The organism is Streptomyces natalensis ATCC 27448, assembly GCF_000935125.1.
Lineage (GTDB): Bacteria > Actinomycetota > Actinomycetes > Streptomycetales > Streptomycetaceae > Streptomyces > Streptomyces natalensis.
Window position 1 is genome coordinate 32,777 of the sequence record NZ_JRKI01000024.1, and the last position, 26,692, is coordinate 59,468.

23 protein-coding genes and 1 pseudogene are annotated in these 26,692 nt (G+C 72.3%); 16 read left to right on the forward strand and 8 right to left on the reverse strand.

Translation table 11 applies throughout. The features are described 5' to 3' along the window. The first annotated feature begins 102 nt into the window (after positions 1-102). The 4 genes from SNA_RS14985 to SNA_RS15000 all read left to right on the forward strand — a co-directional run bounded on the left by SNA_RS14985 (position 103) and on the right by SNA_RS15000 (position 4,698). Positions 103-1,500 carry a DUF6421 family protein gene (locus tag SNA_RS14985; RefSeq protein ID WP_030071894.1) on the forward strand — a complete coding sequence of 466 codons (1,398 nt, stop codon included), beginning with the start codon at positions 103-105 and terminating at the stop codon, positions 1,498-1,500. Positions 1,501-1,574: 74 nt separating this feature from the next. Continuing rightward, positions 1,575-2,336 (forward strand): SDR family NAD(P)-dependent oxidoreductase, encoded by a 762-nt coding sequence (locus SNA_RS14990; RefSeq protein WP_241779661.1) that lies wholly within the window; start codon positions 1,575-1,577, stop codon positions 2,334-2,336. Between the two features lie 80 nt (positions 2,337-2,416). Further along, positions 2,417-3,523 (forward strand): threonine aldolase family protein, encoded by a 1,107-nt coding sequence (locus tag SNA_RS14995; protein WP_044365398.1) that lies wholly within the window; start codon positions 2,417-2,419, stop codon positions 3,521-3,523. Positions 3,524-4,002: 479 nt separating this feature from the next. Then, positions 4,003-4,698, forward strand: coding sequence for a class I SAM-dependent methyltransferase (locus SNA_RS15000; RefSeq protein ID WP_030071890.1), 696 nt, complete (start codon positions 4,003-4,005; stop codon positions 4,696-4,698). 66 nt (positions 4,699-4,764) lie between these two features. Here the strand turns inward: SNA_RS15000 and SNA_RS15005 are convergent, their stop codons facing one another. Both SNA_RS15005 and SNA_RS15010 read right to left on the reverse strand, forming a co-directional pair. Further along, positions 4,765-5,472 (reverse strand): lysophospholipid acyltransferase family protein, encoded by a 708-nt coding sequence (locus SNA_RS15005; RefSeq protein WP_044365380.1) that lies wholly within the window; start codon positions 5,470-5,472, stop codon positions 4,765-4,767. Between the two features lie 251 nt (positions 5,473-5,723). Then, positions 5,724-6,167 carry a DUF4395 domain-containing protein gene (locus SNA_RS15010; protein WP_030071884.1) on the reverse strand — a complete coding sequence of 148 codons (444 nt, stop codon included), beginning with the start codon at positions 6,165-6,167 and terminating at the stop codon, positions 5,724-5,726. Between the two features lie 133 nt (positions 6,168-6,300). On the opposite strand from SNA_RS15010, the gene SNA_RS15015 reads away from it, so the two are divergent. The 4 genes from SNA_RS15015 to SNA_RS15030 all read left to right on the forward strand — a co-directional run bounded on the left by SNA_RS15015 (position 6,301) and on the right by SNA_RS15030 (position 9,473). Further along, entirely contained in the window at positions 6,301-6,720 is a 420-nt protein-coding gene (locus SNA_RS15015) for a TlpA family protein disulfide reductase (RefSeq protein ID WP_030071882.1), read from the forward strand. Between the two features lie 225 nt (positions 6,721-6,945). After that, on the forward strand, positions 6,946-7,452 hold the full coding sequence (locus SNA_RS15020; protein ID WP_030071880.1) for a flavin reductase family protein: 507 nt from the start codon (positions 6,946-6,948) through the stop codon (positions 7,450-7,452). Between the two features lie 212 nt (positions 7,453-7,664). Further along, positions 7,665-8,450 carry an electron transfer flavoprotein subunit beta/FixA family protein gene (locus SNA_RS15025; RefSeq protein ID WP_030071878.1) on the forward strand — a complete coding sequence of 262 codons (786 nt, stop codon included), beginning with the start codon at positions 7,665-7,667 and terminating at the stop codon, positions 8,448-8,450. A gap of 60 nt (positions 8,451-8,510) precedes the next feature. After that, positions 8,511-9,473, forward strand: a complete 963-nt coding sequence (locus tag SNA_RS15030; RefSeq protein ID WP_030071876.1) for an electron transfer flavoprotein subunit alpha/FixB family protein — start codon at positions 8,511-8,513, stop codon at positions 9,471-9,473. 66 nt (positions 9,474-9,539) lie between these two features. Here SNA_RS15030 and SNA_RS15035 read toward each other — a convergent pair whose 3' ends face one another. Next, a complete protein-coding gene (locus SNA_RS15035) occupies positions 9,540-10,061 on the reverse strand; it encodes a DinB family protein (protein WP_030071874.1) in 522 nt (173 codons plus the stop codon). A 205-nt stretch (positions 10,062-10,266) separates the two neighbouring features. Between SNA_RS15035 and SNA_RS15040 the strand changes: the two genes are divergently transcribed. Then, complete coding sequence (locus SNA_RS15040) at positions 10,267-11,550, forward strand: DUF6986 family protein (protein ID WP_030071873.1); 1,284 nt, start codon at positions 10,267-10,269, stop codon at positions 11,548-11,550. 357 nt (positions 11,551-11,907) lie between these two features. On the opposite strand, the gene SNA_RS15045 is transcribed toward SNA_RS15040, so the two are convergent. Beyond that, positions 11,908-12,945 carry a LacI family DNA-binding transcriptional regulator gene (locus SNA_RS15045; protein ID WP_044365381.1) on the reverse strand — a complete coding sequence of 346 codons (1,038 nt, stop codon included), beginning with the start codon at positions 12,943-12,945 and terminating at the stop codon, positions 11,908-11,910. Between the two features lie 154 nt (positions 12,946-13,099). On the opposite strand from SNA_RS15045, the gene SNA_RS15050 reads away from it, so the two are divergent. Next, positions 13,100-14,053: an ROK family protein gene (locus SNA_RS15050; protein ID WP_044365383.1), complete on the forward strand. Its 954-nt coding sequence runs from the start codon at positions 13,100-13,102 to the stop codon at positions 14,051-14,053. Positions 14,054-14,160: 107 nt separating this feature from the next. Beyond that, on the forward strand, positions 14,161-16,272 hold the full coding sequence (locus SNA_RS15055; RefSeq protein WP_078969920.1) for a serine/threonine-protein kinase: 2,112 nt from the start codon (positions 14,161-14,163) through the stop codon (positions 16,270-16,272). Here SNA_RS15055 and SNA_RS15060 read toward each other — a convergent pair. Next, positions 16,254-17,486, reverse strand: a pseudogene (locus SNA_RS15060) (glycoside hydrolase family 27 protein); the annotation flags it as partial. The gene SNA_RS15055 and the pseudogene SNA_RS15060 overlap by 19 nt on opposite strands. Before the next feature lie 700 nt (positions 17,487-18,186). Between SNA_RS15060 and SNA_RS15065 the strand changes: the two are divergent. After that, the gene (locus SNA_RS15065) at positions 18,187-19,224 is read left to right on the forward strand and encodes an NUDIX hydrolase (RefSeq protein WP_030073026.1); all 1,038 of its coding nucleotides are present in this window, start codon (positions 18,187-18,189) and stop codon (positions 19,222-19,224) included. Between the two features lie 338 nt (positions 19,225-19,562). On the opposite strand, the gene SNA_RS15070 is transcribed toward SNA_RS15065, so the two are convergent. Next, entirely contained in the window at positions 19,563-20,945 is a 1,383-nt protein-coding gene (locus SNA_RS15070; protein ID WP_030071010.1) for a dipeptidase, read from the reverse strand. A 175-nt stretch (positions 20,946-21,120) separates the two neighbouring features. On the opposite strand from SNA_RS15070, the gene SNA_RS15075 reads away from it, so the two are divergent. Beyond that, positions 21,121-22,326: a geranylgeranyl reductase family protein gene (locus SNA_RS15075; protein WP_030071012.1), complete on the forward strand. Its 1,206-nt coding sequence runs from the start codon at positions 21,121-21,123 to the stop codon at positions 22,324-22,326. A gap of 33 nt (positions 22,327-22,359) precedes the next feature. On the opposite strand, the gene SNA_RS15080 is transcribed toward SNA_RS15075, so the two are convergent. Further along, positions 22,360-22,806: a nitroreductase family deazaflavin-dependent oxidoreductase gene (locus SNA_RS15080; RefSeq protein WP_030071014.1), complete on the reverse strand. Its 447-nt coding sequence runs from the start codon at positions 22,804-22,806 to the stop codon at positions 22,360-22,362. Positions 22,807-23,010: 204 nt separating this feature from the next. Here SNA_RS15080 and SNA_RS15085 point away from each other — a divergent pair, with 204 nt between their 5' ends. From SNA_RS15085 to SNA_RS15095, 3 genes are all read left to right on the forward strand, one after another. Further along, complete coding sequence (locus SNA_RS15085) at positions 23,011-23,721, forward strand: TetR/AcrR family transcriptional regulator (RefSeq protein ID WP_030071016.1); 711 nt, start codon at positions 23,011-23,013, stop codon at positions 23,719-23,721. 128 nt (positions 23,722-23,849) lie between these two features. Continuing rightward, positions 23,850-25,127, forward strand: coding sequence for a sensor histidine kinase (locus tag SNA_RS15090; RefSeq protein ID WP_078969921.1), 1,278 nt, complete (start codon positions 23,850-23,852; stop codon positions 25,125-25,127). Further along, complete coding sequence (locus SNA_RS15095; protein ID WP_030071019.1) at positions 25,124-25,789, forward strand: response regulator; 666 nt, start codon at positions 25,124-25,126, stop codon at positions 25,787-25,789. The genes SNA_RS15090 and SNA_RS15095 overlap by 4 nt, the downstream gene beginning before the upstream one ends. Positions 25,790-25,823: 34 nt before the next feature. Here SNA_RS15095 and SNA_RS15100 read toward each other — a convergent pair whose 3' ends face one another. Beyond that, the gene (locus tag SNA_RS15100) at positions 25,824-26,543 is read right to left on the reverse strand and encodes a maleylpyruvate isomerase family mycothiol-dependent enzyme (protein ID WP_030071021.1); all 720 of its coding nucleotides are present in this window, start codon (positions 26,541-26,543) and stop codon (positions 25,824-25,826) included. Between the last annotated feature and the right edge of the window lie 149 nt (positions 26,544-26,692).

The following is a 26,692-nucleotide window of genomic DNA, read 5'->3' on the forward strand; positions in this document are numbered from 1 at the left end:
TGGCGGGTTACCGCAGAATAATTTTCACCGACCCCCCTTGAGCTGGCGATCCTTGGCTGGTTACGGTGGCCGGACAAGAGGATCTACCGCCGGAGGGCAGTCATGACGGAAATCTTTTCGCCTGTGGGTGTCCCGGAGGGCACCGCGACCGCAGAGCGTGTGGTCGACCATCCGGCGTGGCCCGTCCTCAAGGACGCGGTCGAGGCCATCCGCCCGTGGCAGTCCAAGGACGGCTCGATCGACCTGGAGGCCGACGGTGCGCCGCGTGCCGACGCCGTCCGCGCCGAGGTCGAGCGCGCGATAGCGGCCGTCGAGCAGCTCGCCCCGCTGCTGCCCCACGACGCCGAATACCACCGAGCGCTCGTCGCCGACCTGCGCCGCTGGGCCGACGAGGGCTACGGCGTGCCGGACTTCCTCGACTCGCTGCTGGCCTTCCAGCCCGCCCGGCAGCGCGCCGACGGCCTCCAGCACCTCGTCCTGTTCCCCATGTACACCCAGAACGGCAACCCGGACCGCAACTTCGAGGCCGTCGTCCTGCGCATGGTCTGGCCGGAATGGCTCGCCGAGCTGGAGCGCACCCGCTACGACAACCCCCTCTTCTGCGGCATCACCTTCGAGGACTTCACGGCCGGCTACGACACCAACTCGGCGGTGCTCTTCCCCGAGACGATCTCGGTGCGCGAGGCGCCCGAGCGCTTCTCCTGGGGCGGCATCTTCTGCGACCGCGAGGCCGCCCGCTTCCGCCGCGTCACCGAGGCCGCCGTCGGCATCCTCGGCCTGGACATCCCCGACGACATCCGCGAGATGGTCGCCGACCAGGAGCGCTGCCAGGAAGCCTTCGTCCTGTGGGACATGGTCCACGACCGCACCCACAGCCACGGCGATCTGCCGTTCGACCCCTTCATGATCAAGCAGCGCCAGCCGTTCTGGATGTACGGCCTCGAAGAGCTGCGCTGCGACCTCACCGCCTTCAAGGAGGCCGTGAAGCTGGAGGCCGAGGGCTACCGCCAGGCGCGTGACGTCCAGTTCGCGGTGATCTTCGACCGGATGTTCCGCTTCCCCGTCACCGGCGACCGGGTGCGCAATTATGACGGCCTCGGCGGCCAGCTGCTCTTCGCCTACCTGCACCAGCACGACGTCGTACGCTGGACGGACAACACACTGCACATCGACTGGGAGCGGGCGCCCAAGGTCACCAACGAGCTGTGCGGCGAGATCGAAAAGCTCTACCGCGACGGCATCGACCGGCCCAAGCTGGTCCACTGGCTCGCCGCGTACGACCTCGTCTCGACCTACCTCGCACCGCACCCGGGCTCGGTCTGGGCCAAGGGACCCGACGCCCTCGACCTGGACCAGCCGCCGCGCAAACTGGTGGACGACGTGCTGCCGGACGAGTTCCCGCTGAGCATGTTCTACGAGGCGCTGCGCAAGAAGCTGCGTACGGTGATCGCCTCCACCAAGGGCATCACCGCCGACAGCGACGTGCTGGCGGCGGCATGACGAACACAGCGCACAGCGACCGGCACGACTCCCGGCGGGCGGCCGTCCAGGGGCAGGACGAGGAGGCGACGGAGATGGGTACTTCGACGGGCGGACAGGGGCCGCTGGACGGCGCTGTCATCGCGGTGGCGGGAGCGGCCGGACCGGCCGGCCGGGCCACCCTGCTGCGGCTCGCCGAAGCGGGTGCGGTGGTGGTCGGCTCCGACGCGGACCCCGAGCGGCTGGCGGAGGCCGTGGACGCGGCGCGCTATGCGCACGGCGGCGCCACGGTGATAGGGGACACCGTCGACCTTCTCGACCTGGACCAGACCCGCGAATGGGCGGACCGCACGGAAAAGGAATTCGGCCGGATCGACGGGCTGATCCACCTCGTGGGCGGCTGGCGCGGCTCCTCGACCTTCGCGGAGACCAACCTGACGGACTGGGACACGCTGCACAAGCTGCTGATCCGTACCGTCCAGCACACCTCCCTCGCCTTCAACGACGCCCTCGAACGCAGCGGCAACGGCCGCTTTCTCCTGATCAGCGCGGCGGGCGCCTCGAAGCCCACCGCCGGCAACGCCGCCTACGCCGCCTCCAAGGCCGCCGCCGAGGCGTGGACGCTCGCGATGGCGGACGGCTTCCGCAAGGCGGGGGGCGAGGAGGGTCCGCGCGCCGCGGCTGCCATCCTGATCGTCAAGGCGCTCGTCAACGACCAGATGCGCGCCGAGCGACCGAACGCCAAGTTCGCGGGCTTCACCGACGTCACGGAGCTGGCCGAGGCCATCGCCGGGGTCTGGGGCAGGCCCGCCCAGGAAGTGAATGGACAGCGTCTGTGGCTGACCCCCAAGCAGTGAGCCGTGCCGTGACCGAAGCCGTCAGCGAGGCGGTGAGCCGGGCCGTGCCGTCGGCCGTGCAGCGGGCGGTGAACGAAGCGATGAGCGCGACGGACGGCCGGGCGGCGAGCCCGGCCGCCGGCGCCGGCACGACCGACGCCCGGCAGCACCACGACACCCAGGTACGCGGCTTCGCCAGCGACAACTACGCGGGCGCCCACCCGGAGGTCCTGGCCGCGTTCGCCCTCGCCAACGGCGGCCACCAGGTCGCCTATGGCGAGGACGACTACACCGCGCACCTCCAGCGCGTCGTCCGCAGCCACTTCGGGCAGAGCGCCGAGGCGTTCCCGGTGTTCAACGGCACCGGCGCCAACGTCGTCGCCCTCCAGGCCGTCACCGACCGCTGGGGCGCGGTGATCGCCGCCGAGACCGCGCACATCAACGTCGACGAGGGCGGCGCGCCCGAGCGGGTCGGCGGGCTCAAGCTGCTGACCGTACCGACCGAGGACGGCAAGCTCACGCCCGAGCTGATCGACCGGCAGGCGTGGGGCTGGGAGGACGAGCACCGCGCCATGCCGCAGGTCGTCTCGATCGCCCAGAGCACCGAGCTGGGCACCGTCTACACCCCTGACGAGGTGCGGGCGATCTGCGAACACGCCCATGAGCGCGGCATGCTGGTGCACCTCGACGGCGCCCGGATAGCCAACGCCGCGGCGACGCTGGACGTCCCGATGCGGGCCTTCACCAATGCCGTCGGCGTCGACATCCTCTCCTACGGTGGCACCAAGAACGGCGCGGTCTTCGGCGAGGCCGTGATCGTCCTCAACCACGACGCCGTACGCGCCATGAAGCATCTGCGCAAGCTGTCCATGCAGCTGGCCTCGAAGATGCGCTTCGTCTCCGTCCAGCTGGAGGCCCTGCTGGCCAAGGACCTGTGGCTGCGCAACGCCCGGCACGCCAACACCATGGCGCAGCGGCTGGCCGCCGGCGTCCGGCAGATCGACGGCGTCGAGATCCTCTACCCGGTGCAGTCCAACGCGGTCTTCGCCCGTCTCCCGCACGACGTCAGCGAGCGCCTCCAGAAGCGCTTCCGCTTCTACTTCTGGGACGAGGCGGCCGGCGATGTGCGCTGGATGTGCTCGTTCGACACGACGGAGCAGGACGTCGACGGATTCCTGGCGGCGCTGCGGGAGGAAATCGCGCGCTGATCCGCTGCGCTTTGCCGCGCCCCACGTTTTCGGCTTTCCCGCCGTGGGGGTTTGTCGCCGTTTCGCCTGCGGCGGGCGGGGGTTGTGTGTCGGCCGCGGTGCCGCCCCTGCGGACTTCGTCCTCCGGTGCGGCCCCTCCCGACGGTGGGGGGAGGAGGCCGGTGGGGGTGGGCGTCGGGTGTCCCGTTCTCGTGACGCGCACCCGACTGCGTACGTACGCCCCCACTGTCTTTTCCCACCCCCTACGGGGAGGTGCCGGGCCGTAGCGGCGGAGCCGTGTCTGGAGAAGGCGTGTCCCGGCGCCCGTATCGAGATCGGCGAGGTCTGGGGGCACTGATCTTGGTGCCCGCCCACGTGTTCCAGGGACCGCGCACCGAGCACGTGCACCCCTCGTGCCCGGGCCGTGCGGCAGCGCACCCGCACCGCGCATGACCGTCCGGGCAGTTCCCGTCGCCCGACGGCGGCGTGAGAATGACCCGATGAGACCTGACACGGCATACCACGACGAGATGGGCAGGCAGTTCGCCGTCCAGGCCACCGGCAGTGCCTATCACGCGTATACCGACCGGCCCGCCATGCTGAGGATGGCCGGTGACGTGAGCGGGCTGCGGGTTCTGGATCTGGGGTGCGGGGCGGGCCACCTTGCGGCTGAGCTGGTGCAGCGGGGTGCCGCGCAGGTCGTGGGCGTCGAAGGAAGCGAGGCCCTGCTGCGGGTCGCTCGGGAGCGTCTCGGCGAGGGTGCCGTCTTACACCACCACGACCTCGAGGAGCCCTTGGCCTACTTGGCGGACCGGTCGTTCGACCTGGCGGTGATGGCCCTCGTCTACCACCACATCGACGCACGCCGGGAGCTGCTCTCCGAGATCCGGCGCGTACTGCGGCCCGGCGGCACGCTCCTCGTCTCCACCACTCATCCGACCAGCGACTGGGCCTACTTCGGCGGTTCGTACTTCGCCGATGAGCGTGTGGAGCTCCCGTTCGGCGACGGATTCGCCCTCAACTTCTGGCGCATGACGCTGGAACAGTTCCTCGGCGAGCTTCTCGGCAGCGGCTTCGTGCTGGAAGAGCTCGCGGAGCCCCGGGCGACGGAGGAAGCCCGGCTGGTCGATCCGCGTCGCTACGACAAGACCCACAACCAGCCGCTCTTCCTGTCCGTCAGGCTCCGCCGTCCGTAGCGGAACCGCCCCGGTTGCGCGCCGAGCGGCACAGGTGGGGCCGGGTCGGCGCGCCGCGAGGCCCCGTCAGGCGCCCGGTACCGGGGCGGTGCCGCCCAGGTGGGCCGGGATCCACCAGGTGTCCTCGGCGTCCCTGGGGCGTACGGGGTAGGCGCGCTGGGCGGCCTCCAGGAGGTCCTGGACGCGGGCGCGCAGCCGGTCGGTGATCTTCTCGGCGTGGTCGGCGGGGTCGGCCTCCAGCGCCTCGCCGACGCGGATGGTGATCGGGAAGTGGTTACGGCCCAGATCGCGCTTGTGGCCCTTGGTCCACAGCCGCTGGGTGCCCCACAGGGCCAGCGGGATCAGGGGTACGCCCGCCTCCTGCGCCAGCCGGGCCGCACCCGACTTGAAGTTCTTGAGGGTGAACGACTCGGAGATCGTCGCCTCGGGGAAGACGCCGATGATCTCCCCGGAGCGCAGCGCGGTCAGCGCGTGCTTGTAGGCGTGCATGCCCTGTGCGCGGTCGACCGGTATGTGCTTCATCGCGCGCATCAGCGGCCCCGACACCTTGTGCCGGAAGACCGACTCCTTCGCCATGAAACGGACCAGCCGCTTGGCGGGCCGCGCCGCCAGGCCCGCGAAGACGAAGTCGAGATAGCCGATGTGATTGCTCACCAGGACCGCGCCGCCGCGGCGCGGGATGTTCTCGGCCCCCGAGATGTCGAACTTGAGGTCGAGCGCCTTGAAAACGGTGCGGGCGGCACCGATCACCGGCGGATAGACGAGCTCGGCCATATCGGGAGACCCCTTCTCTGTGCCTGGGGAGGGTTCTCCCGGCGGTGACGTGAACCTAAACCTACCCGGCCGTAAACCTACGCGGCCGTAACTGTGCGGCTCCGGGAGATCGTGCCCGATCACGGCCGTGGCGGCCAGCGGGCCGACGGCCCCGACCGGGAGATTCTCGTCACGTGAGGGACGGTAACGACCGGTACGTACCGGTGCGGGCCGGTGGGAATGGCGACCGGGGCGGGGTCGGCGAGGCGGGCTCAGGCCGTCGTCCGGTCCGCCGTCCTGCGCAGGAGGAGGTACATCTCGCAGCCCAGGCAGTAGCCGAAGGCCGCGTTCAGGAACGCCGCGGCGAGCGCGCAGCCGGTGGCCGCCATGCCCAGCCACTGCGGCCCGGCGAAGTAGCCGATCAGTCCCACGACGGCGAAGAGCAGGCCGACGCCCTGCGCGAAGCGCGGCGGGGCAGCGGACTCGAACTCGGTCGGCGGCGCGAGCCGGGGACGTACCGCCACCTTGAACAGCACGGCATACGGGGAGCGCTGGACGCCGGCCGCCGCCCCGATGGCGAAGACCAGGGCCTGGACGGCCAGCAGCGGGCCGCTCCCGGAGATCAGTACGGCGGCCAGGACGACGGTGGTGAGCGCCGCGCCGAACCGCGGGCCGCGGACGTCGAGCGAGGCGGGGGGAGGGGTGTCGGAAGGCATGGCTCCAGCCTGGCGTACCGCGGCCCCGCTCCGGAACCGCGGCGTCCGCGGGAATGATGGCGGTCTCGTGAATGCTGCATGCTGAGACGGCGGGCCCGGGATGACGGGCCCGGGATGAGGGGACTCATCGGACATGACGGGACTGATGGTGTGCATCGCGGTGCTCGCGGCGGCGAGCGCCTTCGGCATATGGCACCAGCGCCGCAACGGGAGGCTGACGGTGCGAGGGCGGGACGACGGGGAGCGGCTGGGCGCCGCCGAGATCGGCGCGGAGCTGGGCGAGCGGGCCACCCTGGTGCAGTTCTCCAGCGCCTTCTGCCAGCCGTGCCGGGCCACCCGGCGCACCCTGGCGGAAGTTGCGCAGATGCTGGAGGGCGTGGCGCATGTGGAGGTTGACGCCGAGGCCCATCTCGACCTCGTGCGGAATCTGAACATTCTGCGCACGCCGACCGTGCTGGTGCTGGACGCACGGGGCGCGATCGTGCGCCGCGCCGCAGGTCAGCCCCGCAAGGCCGATGTCATAGCCGCCCTGGGCACGGCCCTCGGTGATTGATCTCCCAGATGCCCGGCGCCACTTGACGCTGCGCCGTGAGCATCGTCAGTGTGACGTTATGCGGCCAGGAACCCTTCTGTACGGACGCGCGCACGTGGACCTTCTGCGGACCGCCAGCGCGCGCTGTCCCAGCGTGTGAGCGGCGACGACCCCACCGCCGCCGGCAACCGCGCTGCGGCCGGCGGCCCTGCATCGGCTCCTCCACTCCCTCAGAAGGACAACTCCATGACGGTCTCTCCCGACCTCGGCACGCCCCCTCTCGCCGGCCCCGATCTGCTGCGCTCCGTCTTCCGGCAGCACGCCGCCGGCGTCGCGGTGATCACCGCGCACGGCTCCCGCCCCGTCGGCTTCACCGCCACCTCCCTGACCTCCGTCGCCGCCGAGCCCCCGCTGCTCTCGTTCGGCATCGGCACCGGTTCCTCCAGCTGGCCGGCCGTCGCCGAGGCCGCGCACATCGGCGTCCACATACTCGGCGAGCACCAACGGGAGCTCGCCGCCACCTTCGCCCGCAGCGGCGCGGACCGCTTCGGCCCGGCCACCTCCTGGCGCACCGGCCCCGAGGGTGTGCCCCTCCTGGACGGCGTCCTGGCCTGGATGGTGTGCCGCGTCGTCGCGAAGGTGCCGGCCGGCGACCACCGCATCGTGCTCGCCCAGCCCGTCGCCGGCGACCCCGCAGGACCCGGCCGGCCGCTGCTCTACCACCAGGGCCGCTTCAACGCGCTGCGGGACTGACGAGTTCCCGCGCGGCGTCGTCTTCATCCGGTCGGGACCGTTGGCAAGGTCACAGTTCAGCGTCCTTGATTCGGGGGACGAGACTGGGTGTACTGGCTAGTAACATGACGGGCGGCGCGGGGATCCGTATCCGACCCGGAGCCGCCCCACAAGGCGCCTATGCTGCCGGTACAAGGCAGTTCTGAAGAGACGATGCAGGTAGGAGAGCCGGCGTGAGCTTGAGGATCGTTGTCTGTGTGAAGTACGTGCCCGACGCCACCGGCGACCGGCACTTCGCCGAGGACCTGACCGTCGACCGTGACGACGTGGACGGTCTGCTCTCGGAGCTCGACGAGTACGCCGTCGAGCAGGCCCTGCAGATCAAGGAAGCCGCCGACGACGCGGAGATCACGGTGCTGACCGTGGGCCCCGAGGACGCCAGTGACGCGCTGCGCAAGGCGCTGTCGATGGGCGCCGACAAGGGTGTCCACGTCGAGGACGACGACCTGCACGGCACCGACGCGCTGGGCACCTCGCTCGTGCTCGCCAAGGCCATCGAGAAGACCGGCTACGACCTGGTCGTCTGCGGTATGGCTTCCACCGACGGCACCATGGGCGTGCTGCCCGCGCTGCTCGCCGAGCGGCTCGGTGTCCCGCAGGTGACCCAGCTCTCCGAGGTCTCCGTCGAGGGCGGCGTCGTCACCGGCCGCCGCGACGGCGACACCGCCAGCGAGCAGCTGGAGGCCGCGCTGCCCGCCGTCATCTCCGTCACCGACCAGTCGGGCGAGGCGCGTTACCCCTCCTTCAAGGGCATCATGGCCGCCAAGAAGAAGCCGGTGGAGTCGCTGGACCTGGACGACCTGGACATCGAGGCGGACGAGGTCGGCCTGGAGGGTGCCTGGACCGCCGTCGACGAGGCGGCCGAGCGTCCGGCCCGCACCGCCGGCACCATCGTCAAGGACGAGGGCGAGGGAGCCAAGCAGCTCGCAGAGTTCCTCGCGGGTCAGAAGTTCATCTAAGGGCCGCTGGCAGCGCCCGCTCCTCAACCGCCGTCATTCTTCCCGCAGGAGAGCAACCCCATGGCTGAAGTCCTTGTCTACGTCGACCACGTGGACGGTGCCGTCCGCAAGCCCACCCTCGAGCTGCTCACGCTGGCCCGTCGCATCGGCGAGCCGGTGGCCGTCCACCTCGGTGCGAACGCCGAGGAGGCCGCGAAGGTCCTCGGCGAGCACGGTGCCGTAAAGGTGCTGGCCGCCGACGCCCCCGAGTTCGCCGAGTACCTCGTCGCCCCCAAGGTCGACGCGCTCCAGGCCGCCTACGACGCGGTCTCCCCGGCCGCCGTGCTGCTGCCGTCCTCCGCCGAGGGCAAGGAGATCGGTGCCCGCCTCGCGGTCCGCATCGGCTCCGGCATCATCACCGACGCCGTCGACCTGGAGGCCGGCGACGAGGGCCCGGTGGCCACGCAGTCCGTCTTCGCGGCGTCGTTCACCACCAAGTCCCGCGTCTCCAAGGGCACCCCGGTCATCACCGTCAAGCCCAACTCCGCCGCCCCCGAGGCCGCCCCGGCCGCCGGTACGGTCGAGCAGCTCGCGGTGACCATCGCCGACTCCTCCAAGGGCACCAAGATCGTCTCGCGCACCCCGCGCGAGTCGACCGGCCGCCCGGAGCTGACCGAGGCCGCGATCGTGGTCTCCGGTGGCCGCGGCGTCAACGGCGCCGAGAACTTCCCGGTCATCGAGGCGCTCGCCGACTCGCTCGGCGCGGCCGTCGGCGCCTCGCGTGCCGCGGTGGACGCCGGCTGGTACCCGCACACCAACCAGGTCGGCCAGACCGGTAAGTCGGTCTCGCCGCAGCTGTACATCGCGGCCGGTATCTCCGGTGCGATCCAGCACCGCGCCGGTATGCAGACCTCGAAGACGATCGTCGCCATCAACAAGGACGCCGAGGCGCCGATCTTCGACCTCGTCGACTACGGCGTGGTCGGCGACCTCTTCGACGTCGTCCCGGCCCTGACCGAAGAGGTCAAGACCCGCAAGGGCTGACCCGTTCCCGGACCGGCACTGCCCGAGGCCCCGTACGCATGTGCCGTACGGGGCCTCGGCGCGATCTCAGTCGCCCGTCGCCCCGTCGATCCGCTCACGCAGCAGATCCGCATGGCCGTTGTGGCGGGCGTACTCCTCGATCATGTGGACGTAGATCCAGCGCAGATTCAGCTCCTTGCCGGTGCGCTCGTGGACGAAGGTCTCGTCCAGCCCGCGGCCCTTGACCGCCGCGTCGGCCGCCTCGATCTCGGCGCGCAGCGTCGCGAGGTCCGTCCGGGCCCCGGCCGGGTCGGCGTCGTCGAAGTCGGCGTCGATGTTGCGGTCGAGGTCGTAGAGGTCCTCGATCTCCTCGCCGGCGAAGCGCTCGCGGAACCAGCTGCGCTCGACCAGCGCCAGATGGCGCACCAGCCCGAGCAGGGTGAGGGTGGAGGGCGGGGCGCTCGCCTCGACGAGCTGCTCCGGGGTCAGCCCGGTGCACTTGGCGAGGAGGGTGTCGCGGTGCCAGTCGAGCCAGCCCTGGAGCATCTCGCGTTCGCCGGCGGCGGCGGGCATGTCGCGGCGGGTGATCTGGGGTGCGGTCCATGTCATGCGGCGAGTCTGGCGGGGGTGGCGGCGGTGTGTCACGGAGTTATGGATCTTCGGTGCGGGGCCGTGATCTGCACCGCCTCGGGCGAGAGGGTGTTGACCTCGCCAAACCGACACAGTTAACTTCACTATACGGATTGTTGATTCCGTGGAGTGGAAAAATAAACATGCCCGGCGGATGCCGGGCAAAGAACCGGGAGGGTGTCGAATGGGGCAGCAGGAGACCGTGGCGACGAGCCTTGCGGACACCGTACGCGAGGGCATCGACGCCGCACTCGCCGCGGTGGACGCCGATCTGGCGCGGCGCTACCCGGGCGACCCCGGCACCCGTCAGCCGGTCCACACGGTCTACGTCCCAGGCGACGCCTTCGCCGCCGACACCATCCGCTCCTGGGGTGACCAGGCGCTCGCCGCCCTCGACGAGCACGCCCCCGACGCCGCCTCGCTCGCCGCCGTCCTCGGGATCCCCGAGGCCCTCGCCGGACCCGTCTACCAGCGGGTCCGCGCCAAACTGGAGCGCGAGCCCGTCGAAGACCTGCGCATCGACTTCGAGGACGGCTACGGCGTGCGCTCGGACGCCGAGGAGGACGCGGACGCCGCCCGCGCCGCCGCGCTCGTCGTCGCCGCCTACCAGGACGGCACCGCCGCCCCGTACATGGGTATCCGGATGAAGTGCATGGAGGCCGCCGTCCGCGACCGCGGCATCCGCACCCTGGACATCTTCCTCACCGGCCTGATGGAGGCCGGCGGCCTGCCCGACGGTCTGGTGCTGACGCTGCCCAAGGTGACCTACACCGAGCAGGTCACCGCCATGGTGCGGCTGCTGGAAGCCTTCGAGAAGGCCCGCGGCCTGGAAAGCGGCCGGATCGGCTTCGAGATCCAGGTGGAGACCACCCAGTCGATCCTGGGCCCCGACGGCCGCGCCACGGTCTCCCGCATGATCGAGGCCGCCAAGGGCCGCGCCACCTCCCTGCACTACGGCACCTACGACTACAGCGCCTCCTGCGGCATCAGCGCCGCCCACCAGTCGCTCGACCACCCCGCCGCCGACTACGCCAAGACCGTGATGCAGGTGGCCGCCGCGGGCACCGGCGTCCGGCTCTCCGACGGCTCGACGAACATGCTGCCGGTCGGCACGACGGACCGGGTCCACGAGGTCTGGCGGCTGCACCACGGCCTCGTCCGCCGCTCGCTGGCCCGCGCCTACTACCAGGGCTGGGACATGCACCCCGGCCACCTCCCCACCCGCTACGCCGCGGTCTACGCCTTCTACCTGGAGGGCCTCGAACAGGCCGCGTCCCGGCTCGCGGCGTATGTCGCCAAGGCGGGCGGCGATGTCGCCGACGAGCCCGCCACCGCCAAGGCCCTGGCCGGCTATCTGCTGCGCGGTCTGGACTGCGGTGCGGTTGCCTCCGGCGAGGTTGCGCGGCTCACGGGGCTGACCCGCGCCGACCTTGACTCACTGGCCGGCCGTTTGCCGTTCGGCGGTTAGCCCCACGTTGTCGGCCGTCCCGCCGTAGGGGTTTGTCGCCGTTGCGCCTGCGGCGGGCGTGGGTTGTACGGGTGCGGTGCCACGCCTCCGGACTTCGTCCTGCGGCCCGGCCCCTCCCCGTTGTGGGTGGGAGAAAACCAGTGGGGGTGCCTGTGAGCGGTCGGGTGCCGCCTGTCTGTCGAGTCATACGGGACCGGACGCACAACGCACGCCCCACCGACCCCTTCCCCCCACCCACGGGAGGGGCCGCGCCGCAGGACGAAGTCCGGAGGCGTGGCACCGCACCCGTACAACCCACGCCCGCCGCAGGCGCAACGGCGAAAACCCCTACGGCGGGGAAGCCGAAAACGTGCGGCCCTACCCCACGGGGGCCAGCTCGCCCGACCCCCGGGCGATCAACCGGGTCGGCAGCTCCACCCGCCGCGGCGGGTCGTCCACGCCGTCGAGGCGGCGGAAGAGCAGGCCGGCGGCGGTCCGGCCCAGCTGGGCCGCGTCCTGTGCCACGACCGTGATCGCGGGCCGTACGAGATCGGCGAGTTCGAAGTCGTCGAAGCCCACCAGGGCCACCGGGCGCGGGAGTTCGCGCAGGACGCGGACGGCCGTGACGGTGACGCGGTTGTTGCCCGCGAACAGCGCGGTGACCGGGGAGGGCCCCTCCAGCATGGCGGCCGCGGCGGCCCGTACCCGCTCCGGCGCGGTGGAACCCGGCGCCACCCAGGACTCCTCAACCGGCAGCCCGGCCGCGGCCATTGCGGCGCGATAGCCGCGCAGCCGCTCACTGGCGGTGTGGATGCGCGGCTGGTCGCCGATGAAGCCGATGCGGCGGTGGCCGTGCGCGATCAGATGGGCGACCGCCTCCCGGGCGCCGCCGAAGCTGTCGGAGAGCACCGTATCGGCGTCGATCCGGCCGGCCGGACGGTCCACGAAGACCGTCGCGACCCCCGCCGCGATCTCCGGCTCCAGATAGCGGTGATCGTCACCGGCCGGGATCACGACCAGCCCGTCCACCCGCCGCGCGCACAGTGCCAGCACCAACTCCTGCTCCCGGGCCGGGTCCTCGGCGCTGGAGCCGTTGATCAGCAGTGCACCGTGGGCGCGGGCGACCTCCTCGACGGCACGGCTCAGGGGACCGTAGAACGGGTCGGCGAGATCCTCCAGCACCAGGCCGATGCTGGCCGTACGGCCCTTGCGCAGGATCCGGGCGGAGTCGTTGCGGCGGAAGCCGAGGGCCGTGATGGCCTCCTGGACGCGGCGTTCGGTGTCCGGGGTGACGCCCGCCTCGCCGTTGACCACGCGGGAGACCGTCTTGAGACCGACGCCGGCGCGCGCCGCCACATCCTTCATCGTGGGCCGGGTGCCGTAGCGACGGGAGGTGCCCTGCGCGGTGTCCGACACGGTGTGCGGCCTCATTCTGTAGGGGGCTTGCGGAGGGGCGGGGGGTGCCGTCGAGCATAGCCCCTGGACAACGTTGTCAGCTGCCGTAAGACTGGCGTTCTCACGCCGGGCCGACCGGCCCCGGATCCCGGGCCCACCAGGAGATTCCACACCGATGCAGACGGACCTGAGCGCAGCGCTCGACATTGGCGGCACCAAGATCGCCGGAGCCCTGGTGGACGCGCACGGCAGGCTGGTCGTACGGGCCGCCCGGCCCACCCCCGCCGACCAGGACGGGGCGGCGGTGATGCGCGCGGTGGCCGAGGTGGTCGGGGAGCTCGCCGCGGTGCCCGAGTGGGCGCGGGTGGCGGCCGTGGGGATCGGCAGCGCGGGGCCCGTGGATGCCTCGGCCGGTACGGTCAGCCCCGTCAACATCCCCGGCTGGCGCGACTTTCCGCTGGTCGCCGGGGTGCGGGCGCTGGTCGGGGAGCGGCCGGTGACGCTGGTCGGCGACGGGGTGGCGATGACCGCGGCCGAACACTGGCAGGGCGCGGCCCGCGGCCACGACAACGCCCTGTGCATGGTGGTCTCCACCGGGGTCGGCGGCGGACTCGTCCTGAACGGCCGGCTGCATCCGGGCCCCACCGGCAACGCCGGGCACATCGGCCACATCAGCGTCGACCTCGACGGTGACCCCTGCCCGTGCGGCGGCCGCGGCTGCGTCGAGCGGATCGCCAGCGGCCCCAACATCGCCCGCCGCGCGCTGGCCGACGGCTGGCTGCCGGGCCCCGACGGCGACACCAGCGCCGTCGCCGTCGCCGCCGCGGCCCGCGCCGGTGACCCCGTCGCCGTCCGGTCCTTCGAGCGGGCCGCCCAGGCGCTGGCCGCCGGGATCGCCGCCACCGCGACACTGGTCGAGATCGATATCGCGGTCATCGGCGGGGGAGTTGCGGGCGCCGGAGACATCCTCTTCGCCCCCCTTCGTCGCGCCCTGCGCAGCTACGCCACGCTGTCGTTCGTGGCGGACCTGACGGTCGTGCCCGCTCAAATGGGGACGGACGCCGGGGTGGTGGGCGCCGCGGCCGCTGCACAACAGTCCCGTCTCGATGCCTTCGCACCTCTGCCCTGAAGCCACCCGTCGCACCCGTGCGCCCCTTAGTCTGTTGCCGACCGTGCCGTGTTCCGTGAGGTGTGCGGCGTACGGGCCAGGAATCGGGTATCGAGGGGATCGCGACGATGACACCGGGGGAGCGCGAGCACCGCGGCGCGGATGAGCCGGGCGAACAGGGCGGCGCGAGCGGCGGGGCGGCGGCCGCACGGCCCGGCAATGGGGCGCCCAAGGCTGCTTCGGCGAGCGGCCCCCAGCGCGGTACGGACGCCGATCTGACCGGGCGGCTGCTCGGCGGCCGCTACCGCGTCACCGGCCGGCTCGGCCGCGGCGGGATGGGCGTGGTCTGCCGCGCCGTGGACGAGGTGCTCGGCCGCGAGGTCGCCGTCAAGGTCCTGCGCGCCTACACCGACGCCTCCGCTCCCGAACTCGCCGATCTGCGCACCCGGATGCAGCGCGAGGCGCGGGCCGCGGCCCGTATCCGCCACTCCGGCGTGGTCACCGTGCACGACGTCATCGACGAGGACGGCCGCCCCGTCATCGTGATGGAGCTGATCGACGGGCCCTCGCTGGACGACGCCCTCCAGCAGCAGGGCTCCCTCGACCCGCGGGAGATCGCCCGGATCGGCGCCCAGGTGATGGACGCGCTGGACGCCGCCCACCAGGTGGGCGTGCTGCACCGCGATGTGAAGCCGGGCAACGTACTGCTGGACCGCAGCGGGCGGGTGGTGCTCACCGACTTCGGCATCGCCAGCATCGAGGCCCCCGGCGACGGCGCCGCCACCAACATCACTCGCAGCGGCGAACTGGTCGGCTCCCTCGACTACTTGCCGCCCGAGCGCGCCCAGGGCCAGGACCCCACCCCGGCCTCGGACATCTGGTCGCTGGGCATGACGCTGTACGCGGCCGTGGAGGGCGGCGGCGCCCCGTTCCGCCGTACGTCGGTGTGGTCCACGCTCACCGCGATCGTCACCGAACCGCTGCCGGAGCCGCAGCGGGCCGGGCCGCTCACGACCGTGCTGCACGCCCTGATGGCCAAGAACGCGGCCGACCGGCCGTCGGCGGCCCAGGCGCGCAGCATGCTGACGGCGGTGGCCGAGGGCCGCGAGCCGTCGGCGGCGCCGGTGCCGGGCGCGCCGCATCTGCCCACCGCCACGGACATCCGGCCACTGCCGACGCCGCCGCCTCCGCCGAAGGAGTTCCCGCAGGGAGCGGGGGGCGCCGGGGCCGGTGGCGCGGCGTCCGGGAGTGCCGGCGCGGCAAGCGGAAGCGGCAGTAACTCCGGTGCGCCGCCCGCCAGTTGGCTGTCCGGCGGTCCGGGATCCCAGGGCACCCCGGCCTCCTCCACGACCCCGCCCGATGCCGACACCCCCGTCTCCGCCCTCGGCCCCGGCTTCGACCCGCCGGGCGTGGTGAGCGGCCCGGCCGTGGGGGACACCGGCACCCACCCGCATCCGCGGAACGCGCCCGGGGGCGACACCGAGCGGCTGCCCGCCCGCCGCCGGCGCCGCCTGGTGCTCGCCGTTGCGGCGGTGCTGGCCGTCCTCGCCACCGGCGGCGGGGTGACCTACGCCCTGGTCGGCGGCGGTCCGAGCAGGACCGTCGCGGACGGCGGAGCGCGGTCGGCGCCGCCGGCCGGAAAGCCCTCGCCGGTCGCCGACCCGAGCCCGTCCGGCAGCAAGCAGGCCGGCAAGGGCGACGCCAAGGCGGGCGGCAAGGGCAAGGAGAACGGCACCGGTGCCTCGCCGTCCGCCTCCCAGGAGCCCTCGTCGGACCCGACCGGCAAGGACACCGAGCCCGGTGCGTCGGGCGGGAGTCTGGGCGGGCTGCTCGGCGGAGCCACGGGGGGCGGCCACGGCGGTACGTCGGGTGGCACGGACGGCGGCAGCTCCGGTACGTCCGGCGGCAGCGATGGCGGCACCAGCGGCACCAGCGGCGGCGGCGACCCCACCCCGAAGACCTCGTGCGTCTCCATCGGCGGCGGCAAGACCAACTGCGACGTCTGGCGCTCCGCGACCTCGTACACCGCGTCCTTCCAGCAGGCCGGCACCGTCAACGCGGGCACCAACTACTTCTACTGCCAGGCGAATCTGGGCCGCCGCGAGACGTACGGGAAGTGGACGAACGTCTGGTGGGCCAAGACCGATGACGACAGCGGGAACACCGGTGTCTACATCAGCGTCGTCTACCTCACTGGTGGCGAGAACGATCAGCCCATTCCCGGCCTGCCCACCTGCTGACGTTCCGCAAAGACGCGGTAGACGGCGATGCCGTGGGCCGGGACCGTGGCGGAAATGCTGCCCGTGGTGTGCGAGGCGCGGTGCCGCCACAGGTCGCGCAGCCGGTAGCGGTCGGCCTGGGGGAGGCCCACGTCCCGGGCGGTGGTGGCCAGGCGCTGCGGCGCTCCCGTCTCGTTGAAGAGGGCGACCGCGCGGTCACCGTTCGCCAGCGGTTTGACGAGCGTCCAGCGGCCGGAGTCGGAGGCCGCCACGGTGGCCTGCTTGCCCAGCGCGTCCTGGTCGAGCGCGATGACGTCCTTGTTGCCCAGGATCGCGAGGGATTCCGGGGTCGCCGTGCGCAGATCGGAGCCGATGAGCAGCGGGGCGGACATCATGGCCCAGAGGGAGAAGTGGCTGCGGTACTCGGTGTCCGTCATCCCGCCGTTGCCGACCTCCAGCATGTCCGGATCGTTCCAGTGGCCGGGGCCCGCATACGGGGCCAGCGGCAGGTTCTGCTTGACGATCCCGAGCATGCTTGACCAACTGTCGTCGATGTCCCCGGTGGTCCGCCACAGATGTCCTACGTCAGAAGCCCACTCCCAGGGCCTGTTCTCGCCCCATTCACAGATGCTGTAGACGATGGGGCGCCCGGTGGCCCGGAGCGCGTCCCGCATCGCACGGTAGCGCTGCTTGGCGTCCACACCCTGGTTGTTGCAGTTGTCGTACTTGAGGTAGTCCACGCCCCAGTCGGCGAACTGCCGGGCGTCGGACGTCTCATGCCCCAGGGCACCGGGGAACCCGTTCTCGTTGCAGGTCTTGGTGCCCGCGCTCGTATAGATCCCGAACTTCAGGCCCTTGGCGTGGACATAGTCGGCGACGGCCTTGAGCCCGTGCGGGAAGCGCTTCGGGTCCGGTACGAGCCTGCCCTCGCCGTCCCGGGCGGGCAGCGCCCAGCAGTCGTCGAGGTTGACGTAGCGATATCCGGCGTCCTTGAGCCCCTTGGCCGCGAGGAGGTCGGCGATGCCCTTGACCATGCCCTCGTTGAACTCCGCCCGGCAGTGCGTGGAGTTCCAGTTGTTGAACCCCATCGGCGGGGTCGTGGCGAGCCCGCCGGGCAGCCGGGGTGCGGCCGCCTGTCCCGGGGAGGGCGGCGTCCCTGCCGTACACAGCAACGTGGCGCACAGCGCTGCGAGGAGGCGTAGCGGGCCCTGGATGGTGCGGATGCGAACGCGCATGGTCGCGTCCTCCGTCTCCGTCTTCGCGAGAGGTGTGGGGCAACTCCCCGTCCTGGGTGTGTGGTTACGGTAGAGCTTGTTGAAGTCTGTTGGAAGAGGTGCGGTCGTGGTCGTTCGCCCGGCCCTCGCGCCGTCCGGGCCCTGCCCGTCATGACGTCAAAAGCGGGCGGCGACCCGTATGGCGTTGCCGGATCGGCGAAATACTGCGGGCAGCGGGTGAACACCGGCGCCGCATTGAGCTGACGCCTTATCGGGCGACGGGCCGCGGGGCACAATCCCCGCCGCATACCCGCCGCGACCTCCTCGTCCTGAGCCCGCGCCCGGGAATACGCATTCCGCGCGGCGCACCCCGATCCGGCGCCGCATTCGCCGGCCTCCCCAAAATTCCGGGCGCCCGCCATTCCCTCCACCGTCCACCATTCCGTCCGCCCGAATCCGGGATTCCGGCGCGGGAAATCCCTGCCGCCGCCGACGGGCCGACGGGCGGCGGAGAACCGGCCATTGACCGCTCGATGGGCCGCCGTCATATGCGACGGAGGCCCGTATCCAGGTGAGTGTTTCGGTACTGGAGGGGCGGGGGAGCGCTTGTTTGCCGGGGGCTTCGCGACGGGGGATGCACTGACCGGCATCCGTCTTCCCGAGCGTTTCCGTGGCAGGGTGTTCCGGGCAACTCACCTGGGTCTAGGGAAGAGGGGAAACCGTGATCGTCTGGCTGAACGGCACGTTCGGTGCGGGCAAGACCACTGCGGCGCATGAATTGCTCGACCTGCTTCCCGGAAGCACGCTCTACGACCCCGAACTCCTCGGCAGCGGACTGCGGTTGATGCTGCCGGCCAAACGGCTGGAGGAGATCGACGACTATCAGGACCTGCCGTCCTGGCGGCGGATGGTCGTGGACACCGCGGCGGCGCTGCTCACCGAGGTGCCGGGCCCCTTGGTGACGCCGATGACGCTGCTGCGCCAGGAATACCGCGACGAGATCTTCGGCTCCCTCGCGGCCCGCCGGATCCCCGTACGGCACGTCCTGCTGCATGCGGAGGAAACGATCCTGCGCGAGCGGATAGCCCGGCGTGCGGAGCCGCCGGGCGGCGACCCCGAGGCCCAGGCGTCCGTACGGCGCTGGTGTCTGGAGCATCTGGGCCCGTACGCCAGCGCGCTGGAATGGATCCGGGGCGATGCGCACATCGTCGACACCAGCCGGCTCACGCCCCGGCAGACCGCCGAACAGGTCGCCGAGGCGGTCCGCACCGGCGCCGGCGCCTGCGACATCGTGCAGACCCCCGAGCCGACCGCGGAGACCATCGCGGCCGGCGTGCTGCTCTTCGACGACCAGGACCGGGTGCTGCTGGTCGACCCGACGTACAAGCCGGGCTGGGAATTCCCCGGCGGCATCGTGGAACCGGGCGAGCCCCCCGCCCGCGCCGGGGTACGCGAGGTCGCCGAGGAACTGGGCATCCGGCTGCCCCGGGCGCCGCGGCTGCTGGTCGTGGACTGGGAGGCGCCCAAACCGCCCGGATTCGGCGGTCTGCGGCTGCTGTTCGACGGCGGCACGCTCACCGAAGAACGGATCCGGAGCCTGCTGCTGCCCGGCGCCGAACTGCGTGAATGGCGCTTTGCGACCGAGTCGGAGGCCGAGGACATGCTCCCGCCCGTGCGCTGGAACCGCCTGCGGTGGGCCCTTCGGGCCCGGGAGCGCGGCTGCCCGCTCCATCTTGAGGCCGGGGTTCCCGTGGGGTAATCCCACGTTGTCGGCTTTCCCGCCGTGGGGGTGTTCGCTGTTTCGCCTGCGGCGGGCGTTGCCGCTTGCGCGGGGCTGTTCGTCTGCGGGACCGGACCTCCGGACTTCGTCCTGCGGCCCGGCCCCTCCCCGTTGAGGGTGGGGGAAAGACAGTGGGGGCGCACGTAGACGGTTACGTGCACCCCCACCGGCCTTCTTCCCCCCCCACTCACGGGAGGGGCCGCGCCGCAGGACGAAGTCCGGAGGTGTGGTACCGCACCCGTACAACCCACGCCCGCCGCTGGGGGTACCTCCCAGCGTTAGCTGGGGGAGCAACGGCGACAAACCCCTACGGCGGGTCAGCCGACAACGTGGGGAGAATAGCGCTGCAAGAACACGGCCTCCGCCAGCGACAGCCGCTCCAGTTCCCGCGGCGACACGCTCTCGTTGACCGCGTGGATCTGCGCCTCCGGCTCGCTCAGCCCGATCAGCAGGATCTCCGCCTCCGGGTAGAGCCCGGCCAGCGTGTTGCACAGCGGGATCGAGCCGCCCATACCGGCCGTCTGCATCTCCTGGCCGTCGTACGCCTCGCGCAGCGCGGCCGCCATCGACGCATACGCCGGGCTGGCGGTGTCCGCCCGGAACGGCTGCCCCTGCCCGATCTGCTCCACCGCGACCCGCGCACCCCACGGGGCGGCGCTCTCCAGATGGGCGGCCAGCAGCTTCGTCGCCTCCACCGCGTCCGTACCCGGCGGCACCCGCAGGCTCACCAGCGCCCGCGCACCCGCCTGGACCGACGGGGTGGCGCCGATCACCGGCGGGCAGTCGATGCCGAGCACCGTGACGGCCGGCCGCGCCCAGACCCGGTCCGCGACCGTCCCGTTGCCGATCAGCTCCACACCGTCCAGCACCTTGGCGTCCTTGCGGAAGTCCTCCTCCGCGTACTGGAGGCCCTCCCAGACCGCGTCCGCCGCAAGGCCCTTGACCGTCGTCGAGCCGTCCTCGTCCCGCAGCGAGTCCAGGATCCGGATCAGCGCCGCCAGCGCGTCCGGGGCCGCGCCGCCGAACTGGCCGGAGTGCAGATTGCCCGCCAGCGTGTCGACCTGCACCCGCACCAGCGTCATCCCGCGCAGCGTCGAGGTCACGGTCGGCAGCCCGACCCGGAAGTTCCCGGTGTCGCCGATGACGATGGCATCCGCGGCCAGCAGCTCCGGGTGCGCCTCGGCGTACCGCTCCAGGCCGCCCGTGCCCTGCTCCTCGGAACCCTCGACGATCACCTTGACGTTGACCGGTATGCCGCCGTGCTCCTTCAGCGCCCGCAGCGCCGTCAGATGCATGATCAGGCCGCCCTTGCAGTCGGCGGCGCCGCGCCCGTACCAGCGGCCGTCGCGCTCGGTCAGCTCGAACGGCGGGGAGATCCAGGCGTCCTCGTCCAGCGGCGGCTGCACGTCGTAGTGCGCATACAGCAGCACCGTGGGGGCACCGTCGGGGCCGGGCAGGAAGCCGTATACGGACTGGGTGCCGTCGGGGGTGTCCAGCAGAGCCACGTCCTGGAAGCCGTCCGCCCGCAGCGTCCCGGCGATCCAGCCGGCCGCCGCCTCGCACTCGCTCCTGGGGAATTGCGCAGGATCCGCCACCGACTTGAACGCCACCAGCTCGGCCAGCTCGGTGCGGGCGCGGGGTTGCAGCGCGGCGACGGTGCGCGCGAGCGGGCTGTCGGCGCTTGCGGACATGGGGGACATGGAACGCTCCTTGTGGGGGCGACGATGCGTACGCGGCCCGTCCGTCCTTGTGGGCCGTACGGGCCGGACGTACGGGGATGACTGCACCCGATCTTCCCACAGGAGGCCCGCCGGACCTCGGCCCGTAGGATCGGGGCGGTACGGCAGCAGGCACCGAACGGGAGCGAACGCACAGGTGAGCAGCGAGCACGCAGCCGAGAACAACCAGCAGGTGTGGGACGTCGTGGTGGTGGGCGCGGGGCCGGCGGGCGCCTCGGCCGCGCACGCGGCGGCGTGTACGGGACGTCGGGTGCTGCTCCTGGAGAAGGCGGAACTGCCCCGCTACAAGACCTGCGGCGGCGGCATCATCGGTCCCTCGCGCGACGCCCTGCCGCCCGGCTTCGAGCTGCCGCTGCGTGACCGCGTGCATGCGGTGACGTTCACGATGAACGGCAAGCTGACCCGCACCCGCCGCTCCAGGCACATGCTCTTCGGGCTCATCAACCGCCCCGAGTTCGACGCCGGGCTGGTCGAGTCGGCCAAGGAGGCGGGCGCCCGGGTGCGTACCGGTGTCACGGTCGCCCGGGTCGAACAGCACGGCGCCGAGGTGCCCGACCGCCGGACCGTCGCGGTGGTGCTGTCCGACGGCGAGGTGGTGCTGGCCCGCGCGGTGGTCGGCGCCGACGGCAGCGCGGGCCGGATAGGCGGGCACGTCGGGGTCAAGATGGCGCAGGTCGACCTCGGACTGGAGGCCGAGATCCCGGTGCCCGACACGGTCGCCGAGGACTGGGCGGGCCGGGTGCTGATCGACTGGGGCCCGATCCCCGGCAGTTACGGATGGGTCTTCCCCAAGGGCGACACCCTCACCGTCGGCGTGATCTCCACCCGCGGCGAGGGCGCGGCGACCAAGCGCTACCTGGACGATTTCATCGGCCGCCTGGGGTTGGCGGGCTTCGAGCCGAGCGTCTCCTCCGGCCATCTGACGCGCTGCCGCGCCGAGGACTCGCCGCTCTCCCGCGGCCGGGTGCTGGTGTGCGGCGACGCGGCGGGCCTGCTGGAGCCGTGGACCCGCGAGGGCATCTCCTTCGCGCTGCGCTCGGGCCGGCTCGCGGGGGAGTGGGCGGTGCGCGTCGCCGAGGCCCATGACGCGGTGGACACCCGCCGTCAGGCCCTCAACTACGCCTTCGCCATCAAGGCGAGCCTGGGCGTGGAGATGGGCGTGGGACGCTCCCTGCTCGGCATCTTCTCCCGCCGCCCGGGCATGTTCCACGCCGCCCTCACGGGCTTCCGCCCCGCGTGGAACGCCTTCGCGAAGATCACCCGCGGGACGACGACCCTGGCGGAACTGGTCCGCACCCATCCGATGGCCCGGCGGGCGCTGGAGGCGTTCGACCGGGCTTGAGGGGCGGTCGCTTCGCTCGTCGGTGCTCGTCGGTCAGGATTCGATGATCCGGAAGACGGGGTGGCGCGGGGCCGCGGCCAGGAGGTCGTCGTCGCTGGAGTCGGCGGTGATCTCCCCGAAGAACGACTTCACCTCCCAGCCCCAGCGCCGGAGATAGGCGCGCAGCAACGCCGGGGTCTCGGCGGGCGGCAGTTCGACGGCGGTGAACGGCCGGACGCGCCGCCCGACCCGCAGTTCGCCGCCGCCCGCCGCGCGCATATTGCGCACCCACTCGGAGTCCCCGCGCGCCGAGACCAGGTAGTGGCCGTCCTCGTATGCCATCGGGTTGACGGGGACGCGCCGCCATTCCCCGCTCTTCCGCCCCCGCACGGCGAGGTCCGCCGAACCGGCGAGGCTGATGCCGCGCCGGGCCAGCCATCCGATGATGCCGTTGAGCCGGGCGGCGAAGCGGCCGGGCTTGAGGTAGCGGGATGCGGACATGGTGGGCCTCCGGTGAGGTTGATCGACGGTTCGTGGTCGGGGATCCGCTACCGGCTGTCCGTGGTCGGGGATCCGTTTCGAGAGCACTGCTCTCGCTTGCGAATAGTGTGCGCGAAGTTCCGCGCCAAGGCAAGAGCAGTGCTCTCTTTTCTACTCGCCGCTCTCGTATTGGTGCACTGCTCCAAACCGTGCCAGACTGCCTCCATGACTGCGATCCGAGGCGCCAGGGAACGGGCCCGTAGCGAAATCACCGCCGCCATCAAGGACGAGGCGCGCCGCCAACTCGCCGCCGAGGGCGCCGCCAAGCTCTCGCTGCGCGCCGTGGCCCGTGAGCTCGGCATGGCGTCCTCGGCGCTCTACCGCTACTTCCCCAGCCGCGACGACCTGCTGACCGCGCTGATCGTCGACGCCTACAACGCCGTCGGCGAGGCCGCCGAAGCCGCCCGCGATGCCGTGACCGGCCCCGACGCCAAGCGTCCCGTCGCCCGCTGGAGCGCCGTCTGCGCCGCGGTACGCACCTGGGCGCTGGCCCATCCGCACGAGTACGCGCTGATCTACGGCTCCCCGGTACCCGGCTACACCGCCCCCCGCACCACCGCCGGTCCCGCCTCCCGCGTCGGCCTCGCACTGATCGGTGTGGTCCGTGACGCGCATGCCGCGGGCGCCCTGAAGGAGCCCGCCGAACCGCTGCCCGACGCGGTGGTCGGCGAGGCGCTCGCCCTCGGCGCGGAACTGGGCGTGGAGCTGCCGGGCGCGGTGCTGACGCGGCTCGTGGGTGCCTGGGCGCAGCTGTTCGGGCTGGTGAGTTTCGAGGTCTTCGGCCAGTTCAACGGGGTGATCGCGGCCCGTACCGAGTTCTTCGAGCAGGCCGTCCACCAGCTGGCACGAAGCGTCGGTCTGGCCGCCCCGCGATAGGGCCCGTCGACGGCCCGCGGCTCAACCCGTGCTCCGATCCCGCCCTGCCGCCTACTACCCCGGGAGTACTGCCGCTCACCGCCCTGGGTTGACGCGCTCGGGCCGGGGTGCGGTCTAGCGTTGCGGGCATGGACACTGCACGGCCGCCGTGGGCGCGGCGCTGCCTGGGGCCCGGGTGGGCGCGGTGGTCGCCGGTGCGCGCGGAACCGAGGAGCTGGGCGGGGGTGCGGCTGCCGTGGATCTCGACGGTCGTGGTGACGGTCTTCGTCACGGTCGGCTCCGGGTTCGCGGCGCACGCCCAGCCCGGCCGGATGCCGCTCGACGGCTTCGGGCGGGCGCTGCTGCTCCTGGGCGGCGCCGTGCTGCTGTTCCGGCACCGCCTGCCGCGTACGGTCGCTATCGGGACGTCCGCCCTCGCCGCCGTCTACTTCGCGGCCGGCTATCCGTACGGCCCGGTCTTCCTCACCATCGCGCTGGGCGCCTTCGCGGCGATCCTCGCCGGGTACCGCCTCGTGGCGTGGTGTGCGCTGGGCGGTCTGTGGGTCAGTCATCTCCTCGTGGGCCACTGGCTCTACCGCTGGCTGCCGCCCCCGCACGACCGGCCCGCCCCGTGGGGGGACGAGCTGTTCGTCGCCGTCCTGATCGTGGCGGTGGTGGCCGTATCGGAGCTGATAAGGGTGCGCCGGGAGCAGCTCGCCAGACTCCGCGCCGAGCGGGCCGTGGCCGAGCGGCGCCGGGCCGACGAGGAGCGGCTGCGGATCGCCCGCGAGCTGCATGACGTACTGGCGCACAGCATCTCCGTCATCAACGTCCAGGCGGGCGTGGGGCTGGCCCTGCTGGACAGCGATCCCGAGCAGGCGCGTACGGCGCTGACGACCATCAAGGCCGCGAGCAAGGAAGCGCTCGGCGAGGTGCGGCAGGTGCTGGACACCCTGCGAGCCCCCGGGGATGCCCCGCGCTCCCCGGCGCCGGGCCTGGACCGCCTGCCCGAGCTCACCGAACAGGCCAAGAGCACGGGGCTCGCCGTGACCGTCACCGCCGAGGGCGCCCGCACCGCGCTGCCGCCCAACGCCGATCTCGCCGCGTTCCGCATCGTCCAGGAGGCGCTCACCAACGTCGTGCGCCACTCCGGCTCGCGCACCGCCCGCGTCCGGCTCCGGTATGCACCGGGCGCCCTGGAGATCGAGGTCGACGACGACGGCCCGGCGACCGCCGCACCGGGGGAGCGGGCCGGTGGCAACGGCCTGATAGGGATGCGGGAGCGGGCCGCGGCCCTCGGCGGCACCGTCGAGGCGGGCCCGCGTGCGGACGGCGGCTTCCGGGTCCGGGCGCGGCTCCCGCTCGCCGGCCCCCGCGGCGCGGCCGCCGGTACGGACACCGCCGCCGCCCCCGAGGAGGAGTCGTGATCCGGGTACTGCTCGCCGACGACCAGCTGCTGGTGCGCGCCGGGTTCACGGCGCTGCTGGACGCGCAGCCGGACATCGAGGTGGCCGGTGAGGCGTCCGACGGCCTGGAGGCCCTGGAGGCCGTCCGCCGGCTGCGCCCGGACGTCGTGCTGATGGACATCCGGATGCCGGTGCTGGACGGCCTGGCCGCGACCCGCCGGATCACCGAGGACCCGGCGCTGTCCGGCGTCCGGGTCGTGATGCTGACCACCTTCGAACTGGACGAGTATGTCTTCGAGGCGATCCGCTCCGGCGCCTCCGGGTTCCTCGTCAAGGACACCGAACCGCAGGAACTGCTGCGCGCGGTGCGGGCGGTCGTCGCGGGCGATGCGCTGCTCTCGCCCGGTGTCACCCGGCGGCTGATCGCCGAGTTCGCGGCCCGCTCCAAGGAACCGGCCGCGGCCGGCGCGCTCTCGGCGCTGACCGAGCGGGAGCGTGAGGTGATGGCGCTGGTCGGCATCGGCCTGTCCAACGAGGAGATCGCCCGCCGGCTGGTCGTCAGCCCCCTGACCGCCAAGACCCATGTCAGCCGCACCATGGTCAAACTGGGCGCCCGGGACCGCGCCCAACTGGTCGTGCTGGCCTACGAGTCGGGGCTGGTACGCCCCGGCTGGCTGGGCTGACACCACGCCCTGTGCGGCAAGAACGCCGTGGCTCTCAGTCCGCGGTCTGCTGCCGCCACAGATCCAGCACCGCCGCATCACCGGTGACCGTCAGCCCGTCCCACGGCAGGCGGTTCCACAGCGCCAGATAGAGCTGCTCGGCCGGGCCCTCGACGGTGCAGTCCACCCCGGCGCCGGGCTCCTGGGCGAAGAGGTCGACGGTCCGGTCCGCATCGGCCGCGTCCGTGGCGCGCACCCGCAGGGTCCTGGGCACGTCCGCCTGTATGCGGCAGCGGTCCTGGGAGCGGAACATCGCCAGGCGTTCGTCGATGCCGTCGGCGGCGAAGGAGGCCGGGAGGGGCGTGAGCGCCGTGCCTGCGGCCTGCTGGGCGTCCACGCGGTGCACCGAGGTCTCATGGGCCTGCCGCCGCGCCCAGAAGGCCAGCGGCGACGGCGCGGACAGAAACGTCCAGGTCTTCAGGTCCGGCGGGGCGGTGTGCAGCGCCACCACCAGGCGGTGATGCCCTTCGCGCAGCCAGGACACCCGCTCCCGGTCGGTCAGGTCCGGGGCTGCGGGGAACTCCGCCGGTTCGTCGGCGGGCCGCGTCACGCACTCCGTCGCCCAGCGGTGCACCCGCCCGACGTGGGTGACCAGATCCCGTATCCGCCACTCGGGACAGGAGGGAACCGGGGCATCGGGGCCGGCCTGCTCGGCGGCATCGGCCAGCAGCCCTCCGTCCAGCCGCAGCGCTTCGACGAACTGAGTGATGTCCATGCCGACGAGTGTGCCAGCCGCCTCTGACAACGGCCCGGCGCGGGCCCCGTCACCCGGCCCCGCCGGGCCTCGCCCGGCCGATGCCGCCGTCAGCGGCCGTTCGTGCCCGCCACGTCACGGCGGGGGCGGCGGCCGGGTCCCCCGTTCCC

What these genes read in the sequence shown, in the direction of transcription:
- SNA_RS15070 (WP_030071010.1), bottom strand. Translation starts at nt 20,945, where the DNA reads ATGTCCCCCATGTCCGCAAGCGCCGACAGCCCGCTCGCGCGCACCGTC.
- SNA_RS15085 (WP_030071016.1), top strand. Translation starts at nt 23,011, where the DNA reads ATGACTGCGATCCGAGGCGCCAGGGAACGGGCCCGTAGCGAAATCACC.
- SNA_RS15035 (WP_030071874.1), bottom strand. Translation starts at nt 10,061, where the DNA reads ATGACATGGACCGCACCCCAGATCACCCGCCGCGACATGCCCGCCGCC.
- SNA_RS15000 (WP_030071890.1), top strand. Translation starts at nt 4,003, where the DNA reads ATGAGACCTGACACGGCATACCACGACGAGATGGGCAGGCAGTTCGCC.
- SNA_RS15050 (WP_044365383.1), top strand. Translation starts at nt 13,100, where the DNA reads ATGCAGACGGACCTGAGCGCAGCGCTCGACATTGGCGGCACCAAGATC.
- SNA_RS15100 (WP_030071021.1), bottom strand. Translation starts at nt 26,543, where the DNA reads ATGGACATCACTCAGTTCGTCGAAGCGCTGCGGCTGGACGGAGGGCTG.
- SNA_RS14995 (WP_044365398.1), top strand. Translation starts at nt 2,417, where the DNA reads ATGAGCGCGACGGACGGCCGGGCGGCGAGCCCGGCCGCCGGCGCCGGC.
- SNA_RS15015 (WP_030071882.1), top strand. Translation starts at nt 6,301, where the DNA reads ATGACGGGACTGATGGTGTGCATCGCGGTGCTCGCGGCGGCGAGCGCC.
- SNA_RS14985 (WP_030071894.1), top strand. Translation starts at nt 103, where the DNA reads ATGACGGAAATCTTTTCGCCTGTGGGTGTCCCGGAGGGCACCGCGACC.
- SNA_RS15040 (WP_030071873.1), top strand. Translation starts at nt 10,267, where the DNA reads ATGGGGCAGCAGGAGACCGTGGCGACGAGCCTTGCGGACACCGTACGC.
- SNA_RS14990 (WP_241779661.1), top strand. Translation starts at nt 1,575, where the DNA reads ATGGGTACTTCGACGGGCGGACAGGGGCCGCTGGACGGCGCTGTCATC.
- SNA_RS15055 (WP_078969920.1), top strand. Translation starts at nt 14,161, where the DNA reads ATGACACCGGGGGAGCGCGAGCACCGCGGCGCGGATGAGCCGGGCGAA.
- SNA_RS15030 (WP_030071876.1), top strand. Translation starts at nt 8,511, where the DNA reads ATGGCTGAAGTCCTTGTCTACGTCGACCACGTGGACGGTGCCGTCCGC.
- SNA_RS15010 (WP_030071884.1), bottom strand. Translation starts at nt 6,167, where the DNA reads ATGCCTTCCGACACCCCTCCCCCCGCCTCGCTCGACGTCCGCGGCCCG.
- SNA_RS15080 (WP_030071014.1), bottom strand. Translation starts at nt 22,806, where the DNA reads ATGTCCGCATCCCGCTACCTCAAGCCCGGCCGCTTCGCCGCCCGGCTC.
- SNA_RS15090 (WP_078969921.1), top strand. Translation starts at nt 23,850, where the DNA reads ATGGACACTGCACGGCCGCCGTGGGCGCGGCGCTGCCTGGGGCCCGGG.
- SNA_RS15020 (WP_030071880.1), top strand. Translation starts at nt 6,946, where the DNA reads ATGACGGTCTCTCCCGACCTCGGCACGCCCCCTCTCGCCGGCCCCGAT.
- SNA_RS15005 (WP_044365380.1), bottom strand. Translation starts at nt 5,472, where the DNA reads ATGGCCGAGCTCGTCTATCCGCCGGTGATCGGTGCCGCCCGCACCGTT.